Source organism: Secundilactobacillus silagincola, assembly GCF_002583405.1.
In the GTDB taxonomy this organism is placed as follows: domain Bacteria; phylum Bacillota; class Bacilli; order Lactobacillales; family Lactobacillaceae; genus Secundilactobacillus; species Secundilactobacillus silagincola.
The window spans coordinates 32,047-48,006 of record NZ_BCMJ01000003.1 but is presented as its reverse complement, the minus strand read 5'-3'; the positions used below and the strand labels follow the sequence as shown (position 1 = coordinate 48,006).

The 15,960-nt window shown below is 42.8% G+C and carries 14 protein-coding genes; 6 read left to right on the top strand and 8 right to left on the bottom strand.

The annotated features are described in order from the left end of the window. Positions 1-35: 35 nt before the first annotated feature. From CES82_RS04130 to CES82_RS04110, 5 genes are all read right to left on the bottom strand, one after another. Positions 36-428, bottom strand: coding sequence for a hypothetical protein (locus tag CES82_RS04130; protein ID WP_098824061.1), 393 nt, complete (start codon positions 426-428; stop codon positions 36-38). A gap of 146 nt (positions 429-574) precedes the next feature. Beyond that, a complete protein-coding gene (locus CES82_RS04125) occupies positions 575-2,563 on the bottom strand; it encodes a cation:proton antiporter (protein WP_098824060.1) in 1,989 nt (662 codons plus the stop codon). A gap of 85 nt (positions 2,564-2,648) precedes the next feature. Continuing rightward, the gene (map, locus tag CES82_RS04120) at positions 2,649-3,440 is read right to left on the bottom strand and encodes a type I methionyl aminopeptidase (protein WP_098824059.1); all 792 of its coding nucleotides are present in this window, start codon (positions 3,438-3,440) and stop codon (positions 2,649-2,651) included. 129 nt (positions 3,441-3,569) lie between these two features. Beyond that, positions 3,570-6,668, bottom strand: a complete 3,099-nt coding sequence (locus tag CES82_RS04115; RefSeq protein ID WP_180245657.1) for an AAA family ATPase — start codon at positions 6,666-6,668, stop codon at positions 3,570-3,572. Further along, positions 6,665-7,807, bottom strand: coding sequence for an exonuclease SbcCD subunit D (locus CES82_RS04110; protein ID WP_098824057.1), 1,143 nt, complete (start codon positions 7,805-7,807; stop codon positions 6,665-6,667). Before CES82_RS04110 ends, CES82_RS04115 begins: the two co-directional genes overlap by 4 nt. Before the next feature lie 175 nt (positions 7,808-7,982). Between CES82_RS04110 and CES82_RS04105 the strand changes: the two genes are divergently transcribed. The 4 genes from CES82_RS04105 to CES82_RS04090 all read left to right on the top strand — a co-directional run bounded on the left by CES82_RS04105 (position 7,983) and on the right by CES82_RS04090 (position 10,611). Then, the gene (locus tag CES82_RS04105) at positions 7,983-8,480 is read left to right on the top strand and encodes a methylated-DNA--[protein]-cysteine S-methyltransferase (protein ID WP_098824056.1); all 498 of its coding nucleotides are present in this window, start codon (positions 7,983-7,985) and stop codon (positions 8,478-8,480) included. Positions 8,481-8,547: 67 nt separating this feature from the next. Then, positions 8,548-9,120 (top strand): LOG family protein, encoded by a 573-nt coding sequence (locus CES82_RS04100; protein ID WP_098824362.1) that lies wholly within the window; start codon positions 8,548-8,550, stop codon positions 9,118-9,120. A 111-nt stretch (positions 9,121-9,231) separates the two neighbouring features. After that, positions 9,232-9,720: a hypothetical protein gene (locus tag CES82_RS04095; RefSeq protein ID WP_098824055.1), complete on the top strand. Its 489-nt coding sequence runs from the start codon at positions 9,232-9,234 to the stop codon at positions 9,718-9,720. A gap of 90 nt (positions 9,721-9,810) precedes the next feature. Continuing rightward, the gene (locus tag CES82_RS04090) at positions 9,811-10,611 is read left to right on the top strand and encodes an alpha/beta hydrolase (RefSeq protein ID WP_098824054.1); all 801 of its coding nucleotides are present in this window, start codon (positions 9,811-9,813) and stop codon (positions 10,609-10,611) included. Positions 10,612-10,679: 68 nt separating this feature from the next. On the opposite strand, the gene CES82_RS04085 is transcribed toward CES82_RS04090, so the two are convergent. The 3 genes from CES82_RS04085 to CES82_RS04075 all read right to left on the bottom strand — a co-directional run bounded on the left by CES82_RS04085 (position 10,680) and on the right by CES82_RS04075 (position 13,387). Further along, positions 10,680-11,150 (bottom strand): glutathione peroxidase, encoded by a 471-nt coding sequence (locus tag CES82_RS04085; RefSeq protein WP_098824053.1) that lies wholly within the window; start codon positions 11,148-11,150, stop codon positions 10,680-10,682. A gap of 144 nt (positions 11,151-11,294) precedes the next feature. Then, positions 11,295-12,761, bottom strand: coding sequence for an NADPH-dependent oxidoreductase (locus CES82_RS04080; RefSeq protein ID WP_098824052.1), 1,467 nt, complete (start codon positions 12,759-12,761; stop codon positions 11,295-11,297). Beyond that, the gene (locus CES82_RS04075; protein WP_098824051.1) at positions 12,761-13,387 is read right to left on the bottom strand and encodes an NADPH-dependent FMN reductase; all 627 of its coding nucleotides are present in this window, start codon (positions 13,385-13,387) and stop codon (positions 12,761-12,763) included. The genes CES82_RS04080 and CES82_RS04075 overlap by 1 nt, the downstream gene beginning before the upstream one ends. A 327-nt stretch (positions 13,388-13,714) precedes the next feature. Here CES82_RS04075 and CES82_RS04070 point away from each other — a divergent pair, with 327 nt between their 5' ends. Together CES82_RS04070 and CES82_RS04065 are read left to right on the top strand one after the other, a co-directional pair. Beyond that, positions 13,715-14,281: a PadR family transcriptional regulator gene (locus tag CES82_RS04070; RefSeq protein ID WP_180245656.1), complete on the top strand. Its 567-nt coding sequence runs from the start codon at positions 13,715-13,717 to the stop codon at positions 14,279-14,281. Beyond that, positions 14,265-15,839: an MFS transporter gene (locus tag CES82_RS04065; protein ID WP_098824050.1), complete on the top strand. Its 1,575-nt coding sequence runs from the start codon at positions 14,265-14,267 to the stop codon at positions 15,837-15,839. The genes CES82_RS04070 and CES82_RS04065 overlap by 17 nt, the downstream gene beginning before the upstream one ends. The last annotated feature ends 121 nt before the right edge of the window (positions 15,840-15,960 follow it).

Below are 15,960 nucleotides of genomic sequence, written 5' to 3'. Positions count from 1 at the left end.
AAATAAAAAGCCCACCGAAGTGAGCTACTTAAGAATCATCCTAATTTAAATGGTGTTGAAATTGTGACGTTGATGGCCTGATGACCATTTGCCACACAGGATTGTGCCACGTGACTCAATAAATGATGAGATTGAACGTAGGCTCTAAACTCAGTCAATTTAGGCACCTGCAACTGAAGCCGGTTAGCGGACTGATCAACTTCAATACGGTCTAACTGACATTCCTGATTAAGTCGTAAAATGACGGTTTCAACAATTCCCAACACAAACTTACTATTCGTCAGGTAGTTAATGTTGGCCGTTTCCAAATTAAACTTCATGGAACCAGTTGTTAAATCTTTATGCTCACCATCCACCGTAGCCCGATAAGTCACCACAATGTCGCGGGTAGTCACCTTATTTCGAATCTTTAATGTATAAGCAATCACTCTATCATCCCCTGTCAACAGTCTGACGGACCCATACTTCATCTAAACATCATCATCCTAATAACCGGTCCCACCAAAATAATACTCCTACTGCTGGCTTACATCTATTATGTTACTAATTTCACAGCTTGATTACAAGTGTTTATTTATCGATACGATTCGCTATTTTGAATATATGTGATTTCATCGAAGGAAATACGCTGCTGTAGTTTTTCAGCCAGATCAGCGGAAATATCACCTTTGGCAATAGCGCGCTGTACAAGTTCATACTCGGCATGAAACGCACGCATAAAGAGTTGATAAACCATATTAGGATCGACATCACCACCGCGAATTCGCCGGTGACGCGTACGGTAGAAGCGACGAACAAGATTGGTCTCAACCCCATTTTCACCGCTGTTTTGTTTTAAATAATCCATGACTGCCTCAAACCCAGCATTTTCGATTGGCAAAATATCCTCACCGTGTTTTTCGAACTGTTCTCGCCAATAAACTTCCTCTAGTGCAATTGGAGCGGTTAAGAAAGCTTCCTGCGCCCTATGCAAATCTTTATAGAGAGTACCAATATGCAAACTAAACCGAATCCTCAACCAAACGTTCTTCCAAACTTTTTCATCAGCGGAAAAGTGATTCAATTGCAAAAAACGATTATAGTAGGTCATCTCATCTTTTGTGATTTGACCAGCTTCATACATTTCCCGAATTTTTTGACTTTCTACTCTATGCGTTTGTCGTCTAATTTGACGTTCAATTCGCAAATTAGGTGTCGCATCCAAAATCAATTGCTGCTGAAGGGAATCAATGACAATTTGAGCTTCGCCTGGATAGTCCTTTTCGCCCATTAAATCACTGATTCCCGCTTGAATCATTCGCCGGACCCACTTGAATTTTGGCTGAGAGGACTCCTGACTCGGTAATAATAACGGTACAAAAATAGTTGGCAGAATCAAACTGGTTAAAATCACCACGGCTGCCAGAAAAATTAACGGTCCCCGCAGCAAAAACGGGTGACCATTCACCATCGTGGGAATTGAAAATGCCAGTGACAACGTAATCGTACCGTTGGCGCCACTCAAAGCCATGACCAAACTGTCACGCCAAACGTGATCCGTTTTTGTTCTACGCTTGAGTAAAAAGCGCGTCCACAAAAGTCGAATAATTCCCTTTAGCGCATAGAGAAACAGTCCCAACGCCAGTAATTTAATAATCGTAACTTGCGCATTGGTATGGGCGTTTAAAGCCCGAATAACATCTGGTAACGATAACCCTAAGAGTACAAACACCGTTCCGGATAAAACACCACTAACAATTTCCCAAACGTTACTGGTAACTAGCTGCATCCGTGACGAAATGAGTCCTAATTTATCCCGTTCTGATCCTTGAACCAAACCAGCAGCGACAACCGCCAAAATACCTGACAATTCCAATTTTTCCGCCAGCAAATAGACCAAAAATGGCGTTAATAACTGAATCAATACCATAATCAAGGGCGTATCGTCATTATGGCGAATGAGAAATAATCGCGTACTAACAACTATCACGCCAATGATGGCACCAAATAGTAACCCGCCTAAAAACTCCCAAGCAAACATGCCAACAGCTGCTTCAATGGAAAATTGACCCGACATATATGCTGCCAGTGCCATGTCAAAAATAACGATACCGGCAGCGTCATTAAATAGCGACTCATGCTGTAACGTCTCTGCTTGTTCTTCAGCAATGGGGTTAGCTTCGAAAATCGAGTTAACAGCTGACGCATCGGTAGGCGCCACAATTGCAATCAAGGCAAAACTGAGACTCAACGGTAAAACTGCGTATAGCGCATGAATACTGGTTCCCACAACCAACACTGTCACAACCACCAAACCGACAGCTAACGACAGGATATTCGTAATCGATCTGCCAATCCAAAACCGCGAACTATTCTGCGCTTCATTGAATAACATCGGTGCAATAATTGCGAACGCAAACGTTGATGGATCCAGATGAAACCCTGAATAGGCTGGCAACAGTGCCAGCAACAGGCCCAAGATAATCAGAAAAAATGGTAACGGAATAGCTGTAACATGTCGCGCTAGAATATTGGCAAGTACCACTACTGCCAAAATAATAATTAATAAAAGTACTTGATCCATAATTTCCCCCTCATCCTCAGACTTATATGATTAGTATAGCGATGAAGATGGGTTTTGCCACAAATTTTGTTTGATATCCAAAATACTACAGATATTTAGCGTCACGTTTCGGATCCTGAGAAGTCAAAATTTTGGGACCATCTTTGGTAATGACTAAGGTATGTTCAAATTGTGCTGATGGTTTGCCGTCAGCTGTCACGTAATATTCCCAAGAATGATCTGCGGTTTCCATAGCACGAATCTCGCGGGTCCCCAAGTTGACCATTGGTTCAATGGTAATGGTCATTCCTTCACGTAGACGTAGCCCTTTACCTGCTTCACCATAAGCTGGTACATCAGGTTGTTCATGCATTGTCGGCTGGATACCGTGTCCAATGAGTTCACGGACATCACCCATGTGGTTTTCGGTTTCCACGTACTGCTGAATAGCAGCACCAACATCACCAAGTCGGTTACCAATCACGGCTTGATCAATTCCGCGATACAAAGATTCTCTAGTAACATCAAGCAGACGTTGATTTTCGGCTGAAATCTCACCAACAGCAAATGTTCGGCAAGCATCACTTAAAAAACCGTTTAAATTGACAACTAGGTCCACTGCCACAACGTCACCCGCTTTTAAGATCAATGCTTTCCGTGGCGTGGCATGCGCAACTTCATCGTTAACGTTAACGCAAGTCGCGTACTTATAGCCTTCAAAGCCTTTTTCTTCCGCAGTAGCACCGTGATCTTCAATATAGGTATTGGCAAATTTTTCAATTTCCCAGGTTGAAATTCCTGGTTTGATAATCTCTTCAAGCCCATTTAAGACACCTGCTAATACAGCACCAGACGCCTTCATTTGTGAAATCTCTCGGGGTGATTTTAACGTAATCATTACTTAACTTCCTTATTTTATATTTGATGCATATTTATTTTGCGTTTTTCTAATCAATAGACAATCCATTATACCTTACCCTCATAGCAGGTTTAAAACGAATATTATTATTTTTGGCTTACCACTCCACTATGGTAAAACGACTTGGGCCACCGATTTACCCTGACCCGTTGGCTGAACCTGAATTTGGTACGGAATGGTCTCCTGCAATAGTGTGACATGGCTAATAATACCGATCATGCGATTACTGCTTTCCACATTCTCCAAAGCTTTCATGGCTGTGGATAATGATTCCTGATCCAGTGAACCAAACCCTTCATCGATAAACAATGCATCAATGCTGATACCACCCGACTCATTTTGAATGGACTCGCCCAGGGCCAGTGCCAGACTCAATGCAGCAATAAAACTTTCACCACCAGAGAGCGTATGAACACTGCGGACTTGACCGACGTTGTCATCATAAACATCGATTTCCAACCCCGTATTTTTTTGATACGTACCGGCTTCCAAATGCAGCTGCATTGAGTAGCGACCAGAGCTTAATTGCTTCAAATGCTGATTAGCGATTGCGAGGATTTCAGCTAATTGCGCCCTTAAGACATAACGTTCCAGGCCAAGCTTATTGTCGCCGCCGCCAGCGACAGTTTCCACCAGCAACTGAAGTTCATTAAGCTCATCCAACTGGGTTGCGACTTGCTGAGTGGCAGTCTTTATTTGCGCCAGAATATCACCGTTAACAGTGACTTGCTTCTGTTTCTCATCAGTTTGTTTCTGAGCACCTTCCAGTTGTACATTGAGTTGGCTCAACTCAGCCTCGCTTTGACCCAAATCAACGGTGTGGTGATGACCCACTAACTGCTGATAAGCAGCAACATCTGCTTTGGCAGCTGTAATCGCCTGCTGATAAGTCTGAACTGACTCTGTTAGCTTAGCAATTTCACCTAAGTGATGAGTCAGTTCAACAAACTGATCCATCTGATTTGGTCCTAATTGCTGGGTAACTGATTGCATCAAAGACGTCGAAACTGCTGAAAGTTTTGTTTGCGTTTCCTGCAGCGACGTTTCCGTGTTGGCCAAGTTGGCCTGAATAGTGGCAGATGCTTCCCTGCTCTGTTGTAAAGCTTGGTTATTTGTTTGTACTTGTTGCTGGTGTTCGGTAACCTTATTTTGTTGTGCTGCCAAGAACTCATCAAGTGCTGCTAAATCCGCAAACTGATCCGGCAAGCGTTTTTGAGCTTCCTCCAACTTAGTCTGAATTGTTTTCTGTGCTAACTTTGTTGACTGAACTTGTTCTTTTAACGTCTGAATCTTTTGTTGCAACTTGTCAGTCTCAGTGCCGATTCTGTGTTGTTCATCAACGGCCTCATCAACCTCAGCTAATTGCTGAGTAACTGAGCTTACCTGCTGCCTGATCTGAGCTTCGTGGTTGGTGACTTGTTCAAACAGCTCGTCAATCGAAACATCGTGCTGAATGTTAAATTGATCCTGTAAATCAGCCTTTGAATTTTCGATAGTTTGCTCTTGTACCTTAAACGAATCTTGAAGATGACTTAAATCACTGTTGACTTTAGTCTGCTGATCTTTTAGTTTTCGTAATGACTTTTCTGCTAATTTCAAAGTCTGATTATCCACTGGTTTTGTTTCCGTGGCAGCATGTGGCGCTGGATGTTCAACGCTACCACAAACGGGACACGGTGTCCCCGGTTTTAGTTGACTAGCAAGGACAGAAATTTGCCCCGCCAGCCACTGATTTCTTAAATCATCGTAATCATTACTTTTTTGATCAACTTGTTGATTCAGCTCGGCCAACGCCGACTGGGTCTCCAATATGGTTTGTCGTTGTTTTAAAAGTTGAGCTTGCTGGTCGCGCAATTCATTAACCTGTTTTTTTACTAACGTCTGCTCATTTTGCGCGGTCATTAACTTAGCATGCGTTTTGAGTAATGCTGGTTGTTGGCTGATAAGGTCATTAAGTTGCTTAAGACGTGCTTGACTCTGTTCTTCCTCAGACTGAAGTTGAACAAGCTCATGATTCGTATTCGAAGAGGTCGTCATCTGCTGGTTCAACTGATCAGTTAACTGGCGAACCTGTTCATACAATGGTCGTTGTTGCACCAAGATGGCAATGTTTGACTGAATCTTCGCAACGTTATCATTAGCGTTTGCGAGTTGCGTTTGCTTTTCGGTTAATTGAGTAGTGGTTTGGTTTTGGGTTTTTAGGTTATCAGTTAAAGTAACTTTTTGATGTTTCAAAAGCGTTTGCTTCTGACTTAATTCCTGTTGCTGTTCATAATCATGTTTTTGACCATTCACCCAGTTCAAAGTCGCCAAACGTTGCTGTACTTGCTCGATTTGCGGCTGTTTTGCTTTAAGTTGCTGCTCCTCTTGTAACTTCTGGCTCAACTTTTGAATATTCTGGTTCATTTTTTGATCAGTTTCTATTTGTGTTGCTAAATGATTAACTTGCTGCTGTAAACCTTTTACCTCGCTCTTAGCGTCGCTCAATTCAGTCTGATCAATCCCATATTGTTCTTCAAGCTGAGCCAAATCATGTTCGCCGTCTTTTCGAGTCCAGCGTACCCGTTTCAACCCGCTATCAATAATCGATTGTGCTGATTTAATTTTGTCGCGCTGCTGATTCAACTGTTGTTTTAACGCCGTTGCCCACCGTTGGAATAACTGCGTACCAAACACTTTTCTTAAAATAGCTTCCTTCTCGCTACTATCAGAGACCAAAAAGCGTCTAAACTCCCCTTGCGGCAACAGAACGATTTGAACAAATTGTTTACGACTAATCTGCAAGATGTCAGTCAACTTAATGTTGATCTCCTGCATCCGGGTAATTTCATCCGTTTTCGTGCCGTTTTTATAAATCGTTAATTTCCCACTACTTGGATATTCACGAGTACCGGTACCCCGTTTCTTCGCTAATGTTTGCTTGGGTTGACGCATTACTTCATATTCTAGACCCTTATGTTCAAATCGTAAGGTTACTTCAGTGGGTTCATGGTCTTCCGCAAAATCCGACCGTAAAGCTGCAGGATCACGATCATCACTAGCACTTTCACCATACAATGCGAAAGTCATCGCATCAAAAAGAGTGGTTTTACCACTACCAGTGGGACCCGCAATCAGAAAAATCGACGCATCGTCTAACTGGGTAAAATCAATCGTTTGCTGAGCATAAGGTCCAAAATTAGTCATGGTAAGCTTTAATGGTTTCATGCTTGAGTCTCCTCTTCGTGTGCTGCTTTCAAAGCCGTTTTTGCCCATTTTTCCTGTTGCGGACTCAATGGCTCCTTAGCAATCTTTTGGTAAAAATCCCCTAACAACGCCATTGGTGATTTTTGCCGAATTTGCTGGCTGGATTCACCCTGATAGCGAACCTGCGCTTCAAAACCATCTGCTCGTCCCAATGTGACAATTCGGGGAAAAACATCGCGTAATCTAGCCATGACGTTAGGAATCGGCTGCTTATCGGTTAGCGTGATGCCAACGTAATTTTCATGGTCAATGCTTTCATCATCAGTGGAAGCCATCAGCTCATCAAAACTGCCGGTAACTTGTTTAACATCATGAATCGGTGTAATTGGCTTAAACGTTAATGCCACTGGAGATTTTTCCGTGTCAACGATCCAAACGCCCTTTTCTTGCTTCGCCTCTGAAAGCGAAAACTTAACGGGTGAACCACTGTAACGAACAGTTGGCGTTTGCAGAGCGTCTTTACCGTGTAAGTGACCTAAGGCAACATAATCAAAATCCGTCAATAAATCCGTGGGGACTGCTGCCAAACCACCAACGGTCAAATTAGTTTCTGAATCAGTAGTTGAACTGCCTGCCGCAAAAAAATGCGCAACTAAAAGATGCTTTTTTGCAGGATCAAACTTTTTCTTCATCTCTAACACAACTCGCTTAAAAGCTTGGTCCAAATGCTGCAGAGAATCGTCCTTAAAATATTGCTGAGCATCGAACGGTTCAAAATAAGGACATAAGAAAAGCTGAGTATCCGCCAACTCAACTGGGTTAAAAGCTTGACTCAACTCGGTATGCAGGTATAACTGAGTCGACTTAAACCAAGGTGTCCCCGTGGCTAACCTGGTGGCACTATCATGATTCCCTGACACCGCATAAATGGGTAACTGATCCACTAAATTTAGTTTCTGAAGCATCTCGTCCACCATAGCAACTGAAGCTTCCGATGGTAAACGACGATCGTATAAGTCGCCGGCAATAATCATGCCATCGACCTGTTCAGCTTGTGCAATACGTTCAATCTGATCAAACGCGTTTTGCTGTTCATCAGTTAAATCAAAGCCGTGCAGTCGCCGACCAATATGCCAGTCTGCTGTATGTAGTAATTTCATTTTTGCCAATCCCCGTTCGTTTAAGTTAGTTTTTATTTTAGCAAATTAACACCACCTGCGGAAGAGGAAAAGCGAACATATTTTCGATTTATTTTTAGTGACTTTACTGACTTTGACTTGCCAATTAGTCAAAATTAGCCTAATCTGCACATAATAACAGAAAGGAACTGATGATATGTTGCAAACAACTTATTCTTCGCCGCTTGGCAAGCTGATACTACTGGCGAATACCGACGCTTTGCTGGGCGTCTGGTATGTAGATCAAGCCTATCTGGGTGCCAAATATGATCTAGCAAAAATCGACCATAGTGGATCACCAATCTTAACGCAAACTACCGAGTGGCTAGACGACTACTTTAGCGGTCGTCAGCCAGCCATTAATCGATTACCACTTGCACCACAGACAACGCCTTTTCGTCAACAGGTCTATCAAATACTCACCACGATTCCTTATGGGGAGACCATGACTTATCAGCAAATTACAGAACGGTTGACTCAGTTAAATCATCATCCCACGGGTTCAGCGAGAGCCGTCGGTGGTGCAGTCGGCCACAATCCAATCAGTATCATCATTCCCTGTCACAGAGTCATCGGCAAAAACGGTAGCTTGACTGGTTATGCTGGTGGCTTGAACCGTAAACGGAAACTGTTAGCTTTCGAACAGCAGAATTAATCATTTGTTATACACATTGTTATATACATAATGCTTAATACTAATCTTCCAGGAGGTAGCAAACATGATTCAAAAAATAGCTGTTTATTGTGGTGCAGCTACGGGTAATTCACCAGTATACGTTAAAGCAGCCACCAATTTAGGACAATATCTTGCGGATCACCAGCTTGAGTTAGTTTATGGCGGCGGCAGCGTTGGCTTGATGGCCACGCTAGCCAATACAGTCATTGAAGCCGGTGGTAAAGTTCACGGTGTCATGCCCCAAAAGCTGGTTAACCGCGGTGCTGCAGCCACTAATATCACTGATTTAACGGTGGTTAATAATATGTCGATTCGGAAACAAACCATGTTAGATATGGCTGACGGCTGTATCGCCCTACCCGGTGGACCTGGCACCCTCGAAGAAATTGCCGAAGCCTACTCTTGGGCTCGAATCGGTGATAATGCTAATCCGTGCGCGCTTTATAATGTGAACCATTATTACGATCCCTTAAAAACAATGTTTGACCAAATGGTTCAGCAAGGTTTCCTAACTGCGGAGCACCGCAGTAAATTACTGTTTGCTGACAATTTACCCGATATTTTTGACTTCATGAACCGCTATACGCCACCAACTATTAGAACAAATTATCACAACTAACACAGAAGGCTTGCCAATGCTGAATTGACGAGCCTTTTTATTTTAAAAGTTTAAGGATTTTAGTTATAATCATATAAAAAATAAAGGTGCTGTAGAAAGGGGTTGTCTACCATGCTTTCCAATGTGCATTACTTCACCCAAGTACAAACGGACGTTTCTCAAGTACTCATTTCGTTAGATAAACAAGCCAAATGTCATGCCAGAGCAACCGGTTCACAATTAGCCTGCCTCGTTATTTTTCTCGCTGCAACTATCGGTGTCGTTAGTGTTCAGCCACTAGCGTCTATCAGTTATACGTCCGTTACGCTTAAGGAAGTTATGGCAGCCCCAGCTGAACAGTTATGCTTTAGTTTGATGATCGGTGCTTTTTGTATTTCGTGGATTTTCTGGCTGCGTGATCTCAAATACGAATCATTAGATTCAAAATACAACGAACTTTATCGGCAACACTCGGAATTAATTAAAACTTCAGCGTCACTGACAGAACTCAATGCCCACTACCATCACCTCATGTCGATTGCCACCCATTTTACGATTACTAGTAATGTTATTTTAGTGGCTTACGCTGCAGGGATTATTGTTTACCATCTCCAAGGATAACGCCAGTTGGTGACATCAAGCCAATTACTTGATTTTGTCTGATATCTTTGCCATACTCACCGTGAATTTAATCTTTGGAGGTGGGTAAGAATGCAAGTTAAACGTGACGTTACCTATGATGAGAATCGGCATCTTACACTGGATGCCTACCATGATGGTACCAAACCGTTTTTAGGCCTGATTATTGATATTCATGGCGGGGGCTGGTTCCGTGGCGATAAAGCCAAGGATGAAGACTGGGCAACTCGTCTTGCTGACCTTGGCTATATGGTTTTAGTACCAAATTACCGAATGACACCTGATGTATACTATCCAGAACCCTTATCAGATATGGCTTCGCTAATGGAATGGATCTCTCGAAGTGAATATAATCAAATGCCCATTGGCGTGGTTGGCTCATCTGCCGGCGGCAACATGGCAGTAGAAATGGCGATTAGATATGGTATTCCAGCCGTTTCTCTTTCAGGGATTTTGGATATCGATGATTGGCTGGCAAACCACAAAGATGTGGTCGCTTCTGAGGGTGATACCAGTGGATTCAATCAACAAGCCAGTGCAACCATCAACCAAGATGGTGCTAACGATGCCTTTTATAAGTGGTTCGTCATGAACTACTTTGATCAGCGAACAGACGAATTAACGGCTGCCACCCCTGTCCACCGCGTAACGAGCCAAACCGGTCCAATGTACTTAGCCAATTCGTTAAACGAATTTGTGCCCACCAGTGGCATCCTAGCAATGGCTCATGCTCTAACCGATGCTAACGTACCGTTTGAACTTAATATGGTGCCTGGCACTCGGCACGCAAAAGGTTATTTAGATGACGTCTTTAACGAAACAGTTGATTTTTTGAAACGTCACGTTTTGGTGGAACACGTTGATATGCTGTGAACAAAGGGTCTGAAAACTAGTCAACTGACTAACTTTCAGGCCCTTTGTTTGTGTTTAATGATATTAACCTACTTTGCCAAAGCTTCAACAATATCTGGTTCAATTTTTTCTGGTTTGGTTACTGGCGCATACCGGTCAATTAATTGACCATCACGACCGATTAGAAACTTAGTGAAGTTCCACTTGATACGTCCATGTCCGGCCGTATCTTTTAAATAGGTAAATAATGGATCTTCATCATCACCGTTAACCCGTACCTGCTTAGTCATGGGGAACGTTACACCGTAGTGCATTTGGCAATAAGCCTCAGTTTCTTCGTCAGAATCCAGTTCTTGATGAAACTGATTTGATGGCAACCCAATAACTTCAAAGCCCTGATCATTGTACTGTTTATACAATTTCTCAATGCCTTCTAGCTGAGGTGCTAATCCACACTTGCTGGCAGTATTAACAATCATTAAAACTTTACCGCTGTAGTCGGCTAAATTGATTGGCTTACCACTCATTTCTGTTTCTTGAAAATCATAGATACTACTCATTCTCAAAAGCCCCCTTCTCAAACTAATTGTGTACAATCAATATACCGCTTTCACGATATACTTGCAAGCAGAGACCCAACTAAAAAGGACTAATGCCCTCGTCAAAACAACGAAGACACTAGTCCTTTTATTAATGGAACAACATTAACTTTGTGATGCACCGGTTGTTGCGTCCGTATCAGTCGCTTCTGGTTCGGGCTTAACCTCTGGCTGCTTGGCAGGTGCTGAATCTTCCGTTGCAGTGTAATCAGTGGTCGTTTCCTCAGAAGCACCAGTTAAAGCATCCGTATCAACGGGTTCTTCTGCAGCTGCGGGTGCAGCCTCTGAACTTGATTCAGAAGCACCGCTAGTAGCATCAGTAGCTGGTTTTTCGACTGGCTTTTCAGCTGATTTAGAAGCTGAAGCCCCACTGGTGGCATCCGTTGCTGGCGTTGAATGAGCTGACGCACCAGTAACAGCGTCCAACCCAGTAATTGGTGACATTGGCACGGCATCAGGATCCTTAACTAACTTCTGACCGGTAGCTGCCAAGTAGTATTTCAGAATTGGCATGATGTCAATCACTAATTCGTTGACACCACGATAGCGCCGGTTTTCATCACGCATGGCACGATAGTAATGCATAACGTGTTGGTTAGGACCAGTTTGTGCTGGCATAGAAACCACGTCACTTTCACCTGTCCGCAATGCATAGAGTACTTGCTTAACGTGTTCAACGACACGGTCTGGGTGAACGGCACTTAACGGATCACCAACTTGATCAGGTGTTCTGCCTGCTAACATATGAGCGCCATCAGCATTGTGATTGTAGTAAATGAACTGGTTGTTATCATCCGCAAAGGTTAATTCACCAGCCATGGAGTTCAAGAAATAATTCAACTGATCAACGGTTAAGAGGCCCCGATCAAGTTTGACGTAATCACCACCACTGGCAGCGTGGGTTTTTTCAGCAGCCTTTTCAACCCATTCTGGATCTGTCATGTCAACATCTTGAACAGTTGTGTTCACTGGATGCTTCGAATCCATATCTTCCTCATGAGCATTCTTGGGATCTGGCGCATCCATCATTTCAATCACCTTCATAAATGTCAAAAACTTCTTCAATACTGACTCAAGGAAACTAACTGTTCTGGCATCCTTCAGATTGCCATCCGCATCAAAGGCTTCTTTAGCATTACTCAACAAAAATTCATTTCCGGGCATCACGTAGGCGTTAACCCCTGGTGATTCCAAGATTTGCTTCAAGTGTAATTGTGCCCGCGAAGAACCTTGGGTATGATACGAAGCACCCACGATCCAAACCGCTTTACCGTCAAGTGGATGAACATTGTTTGATAGCCATTCGATGATGTTCTTCATCGCTGCTGGCACTGTGTGGTTATGTTCTGGTGTAGCTAAGATCACACCATTGGCTCCCGAAATCTTACGAGCTAATTCATGAACCACTGGGTTGTCATTATGATCTTCATCTTCATTAAACATTGGAACATCATTAATGTCCAAGATTTCAATATCAACTGTTTTTTTGAAATGGTCACGAATAAATTCCAACAACATCCGATTATATGATTGTTCACCGATTGAACCGGCGATTGCAACTAATTTAACCATTATTTATCATCTCCCGTTGTGCCGTTGTCCCAAGTAAAGTTAGCCGCTTCTTGTTCATGTAACTTCTTCGAATTATCGAGCTGCTCAGTTAAAGCAACAAATTCCAAAAAGTCATCGAATAAACCATCTAGCTTCTGTGACTCAGTGGCTGAAACTAAATCGCCATTTTCATCAAAAGCCTGCAGTGAGTGCCCTAGTAAAAATTCGGAACTAGGTAAAACAGTAGCCTTTAATTCAGGAGAATCCAAAATCTGGCGTAACTGGGCTTGGGCTCTAGAAGCTCCCAAAGTCCCGTATGACGTTCCAACAATCATCACAGGTTTATCCATTAATGGATGAATACCATAAGACAGCCAAGCTAACGCGCTGGATAACAGTGCTGGAATGGAATGATCGTATTCTGGCGTCCCGATAATCACACCATCAGACGCATCGATTTTTTCAGCAATGTCGCGTGCTTGTTGCGGAATGAAAACTTCTTCGGTTTTTTTAAAAATCGGCAAACCCTTCAATTCAACAACTTCAATCTCAGCGTCTTCCGCGTACCGCTTTTGCATATACTTCAATAACTTACGATTAGTTGATTTAACAGTATTGGTACCAACAAGTGCCACAAACTTTTTCATCTGTTTATTCACCCTTTCTAACGGCCTCAGAAAAATTCATTGAGCAAATAAAAGTAATCATGGTTGCTCAATTGCAAGGACCTTTTGTGAAACAATATACATACAAATTCAAACCTTTACTTGTCTAATATGATAACACGAATGGGCCAATATTTTAATTAAAATTCTCTTTATAAAGAAAATTTTATATATTTTTGGAATGACTGTTTATTGCAATATTAACAAGTCATCTCTTGAATGAAATATTGTTCCACTTAAAAGTTTTTCTTGCATCATATGTCTATACGACCTATACTCGATAAGTCGCTCTGACCTATAGGAGGTATTATGTACGAATTACTAGTCCTTGGCATGCTCATGTCCCGTGACATGTCGGGTTACAAACTACGAAACGTCTTAGGCAGCGCGCTGGTTCCGCGGCGCAAACTTTCAAACGGTGTCATGTATCCGCTGCTTTCAAAATTGGCAGACGAAGGCGAGATTATCTATATCGAAGAACCAAAGGATCCACGAAATAAGAAACTTGCACGTATTACTGAAGCTGGTAAAACGCATTTCTATGAATTGATGCAGCAGCCGGTACCAGATAATGCCCGTAACGAGTCCATTTACCGGTTTAAGTTTCGTGGTTTGTTTGCGGTTGATACAAAAGAGCAACGGCAAATTTTACAGGATTACGCGAATAAAGTTCAGGAAGATCTCAATATTTATAAAGATGTTCATCAGCACTTATTACAATTATTAACGGCAAATGAATCCAATACAGCAGCTATTCATGCTGGTATTCGTTCAATCGAGCTGAGTATTACCATTTGTCAGGCTAAGCAAACCTGGATCACTAAATATTTAGTAGAAATTCAAAATAAGGAGCAAAAAAATGACTCAAAAAACTAGTGTCAAACAATGGATCGCCCTAGCGGCCATGGGGCTTGGTGTCTTCATGGGATTGCTAGACGTAACGGTAGTCAACGTTGCATTACCAACCATGGTTCGTGACTTCAATACCACTTTTACCGATTTACAATGGGTTTTAAACGCCTATACCCTAGTGTATGCTGTCACCCTCATGATCATGTCCAAACTGGGCGACATGTATGGTAGAAAGAAAATCTTCTTAGGTTCATTAGTCTTATTCGTATTAGCTTCAGCCGTCAATGGTATGGCTTCTAGCCTCTTAATTTTGGATATTGGTCGAGGTGTTCAAGCCATCGGTGGCGCCGGCATGATGTCATTATCAATGGCGCTGGTCGCTTCTAACTTTGAGGGTAAAGATCGCGGGTTAGCCCTTGGCATCCTTGGATCAATTATCGGTGTCTCATCTGCCTCTGGACCATTGATTGGTGGTTACCTAGTAGAGCATTTCAGTTGGCCAGCCATTTTCTACGTGAACGTCCCCTTCGGCATCCTTGCGGTAATCCTGACCGTGATTTACGTGAAGGAAACCCCGAGTTACGGCAAGAATCAAAAAATCGACCTACTTGGGATGCTGCTCTCAGCAGCTGGGTTATTTGCTATTATTTACGGATTGATCGTCAAAGAAGGCCATCCACATTGGAACTGGACGGATCTTCGTGTCAGTGGCTGGCTAGTTGGCGGCCTGATTGTGATGATCATCTTTATCATTGCTGAAGCTAAGATCAAGGATCCGATGGTCAACCTTAGTATGTTTAAGAAACCGCATTTTATTGGCGTGGTGATTGTCGCCTTCGCTTTAGGCTCTGGTATCTACGCGTACAACACCTTCTTAACCGCACTGATGCAAAATTACATCGGTTACTCAGCCACCCAAACTGGTTTGCGGCAATTAACTATTAGTGTCTGGTCACTGATTCTCGGTCCAATCGTTGGCATTTTAAGTGCCCGATATTCGAAGAAGTGGATGATCAGTATCAGCCTTTTCATCGGCGGTTTAGGCTTTTGGCTCATGGCGCGCGCAATCAGTCCGACAGTCAGCTTTGTTGATCTTTGGCCTGGCATGGTTTTGATGGGAATTACTAACGGGATGGTCAACCCGCTACTAAACACAGCTGGTATGGAAGGGATTCAGGCAAATGAAATGGGCATGGCTTCGGGCCTGCTAAACGTGTTCCGTCAACTAGGAACTACCATCGGCGTGGTTGGTCTGGGATTGATTCAGGATAATCAATACGAAACTTACTTGAATGGTCATCTTTCTTCACTAAACCTCCCTGTTCAGGCACTAAGCGGCCTTAAAAAAGCACTCATCGATGCCGGTCCATTTTCAGGGCATGGAATTGCTTTTCCCAGTCGAGTTAGCCACGCACCGTTTGCCCATGATTTCCAGCAAATCGTCATCAAAGCTTATGACAACGGTATGACGGCCGTAGCAATTGGTTCTGCAATCATTGTTGTCATTGGTGGTATTGCTGCAGCTTTGCTCTTGCAACGCAATCCTAAGTCGGCAGATATTACGATTAGAAAACAGGATTAAACCTTAAAGGACTTGAATATCAGCCTATTGCTGACATTCAAGTCCTTTTTGTTTACATTAAATGAACACCATTGTTACAAAGTACAGCAAGTATTGGGGATTATTTTGAAACTCCCCGCAT

Coding starts and splice junctions, on each gene's coding strand:
- CES82_RS04085 (WP_098824053.1), bottom strand. CDS start 11,150: ATGAGTAGTATCTATGATTTTCAAGAAACAGAAATGAGTGGTAAGCCA.
- CES82_RS04065 (WP_098824050.1), top strand. CDS start 14,265: ATGACTCAAAAAACTAGTGTCAAACAATGGATCGCCCTAGCGGCCATG.
- CES82_RS04070 (WP_180245656.1), top strand. CDS start 13,715: ATGTACGAATTACTAGTCCTTGGCATGCTCATGTCCCGTGACATGTCG.
- CES82_RS04125 (WP_098824060.1), bottom strand. CDS start 2,563: ATGGATCAAGTACTTTTATTAATTATTATTTTGGCAGTAGTGGTACTT.
- CES82_RS04115 (WP_180245657.1), bottom strand. CDS start 6,668: ATGAAACCATTAAAGCTTACCATGACTAATTTTGGACCTTATGCTCAG.
- CES82_RS04090 (WP_098824054.1), top strand. CDS start 9,811: ATGCAAGTTAAACGTGACGTTACCTATGATGAGAATCGGCATCTTACA.
- CES82_RS04080 (WP_098824052.1), bottom strand. CDS start 12,761: ATGGTTAAATTAGTTGCAATCGCCGGTTCAATCGGTGAACAATCATAT.
- CES82_RS04105 (WP_098824056.1), top strand. CDS start 7,983: ATGTTGCAAACAACTTATTCTTCGCCGCTTGGCAAGCTGATACTACTG.
- CES82_RS04095 (WP_098824055.1), top strand. CDS start 9,232: ATGCTTTCCAATGTGCATTACTTCACCCAAGTACAAACGGACGTTTCT.
- CES82_RS04110 (WP_098824057.1), bottom strand. CDS start 7,807: ATGAAATTACTACATACAGCAGACTGGCATATTGGTCGGCGACTGCAC.
- CES82_RS04075 (WP_098824051.1), bottom strand. CDS start 13,387: ATGAAAAAGTTTGTGGCACTTGTTGGTACCAATACTGTTAAATCAACT.
- map (WP_098824059.1), bottom strand. CDS start 3,440: ATGATTACGTTAAAATCACCCCGAGAGATTTCACAAATGAAGGCGTCT.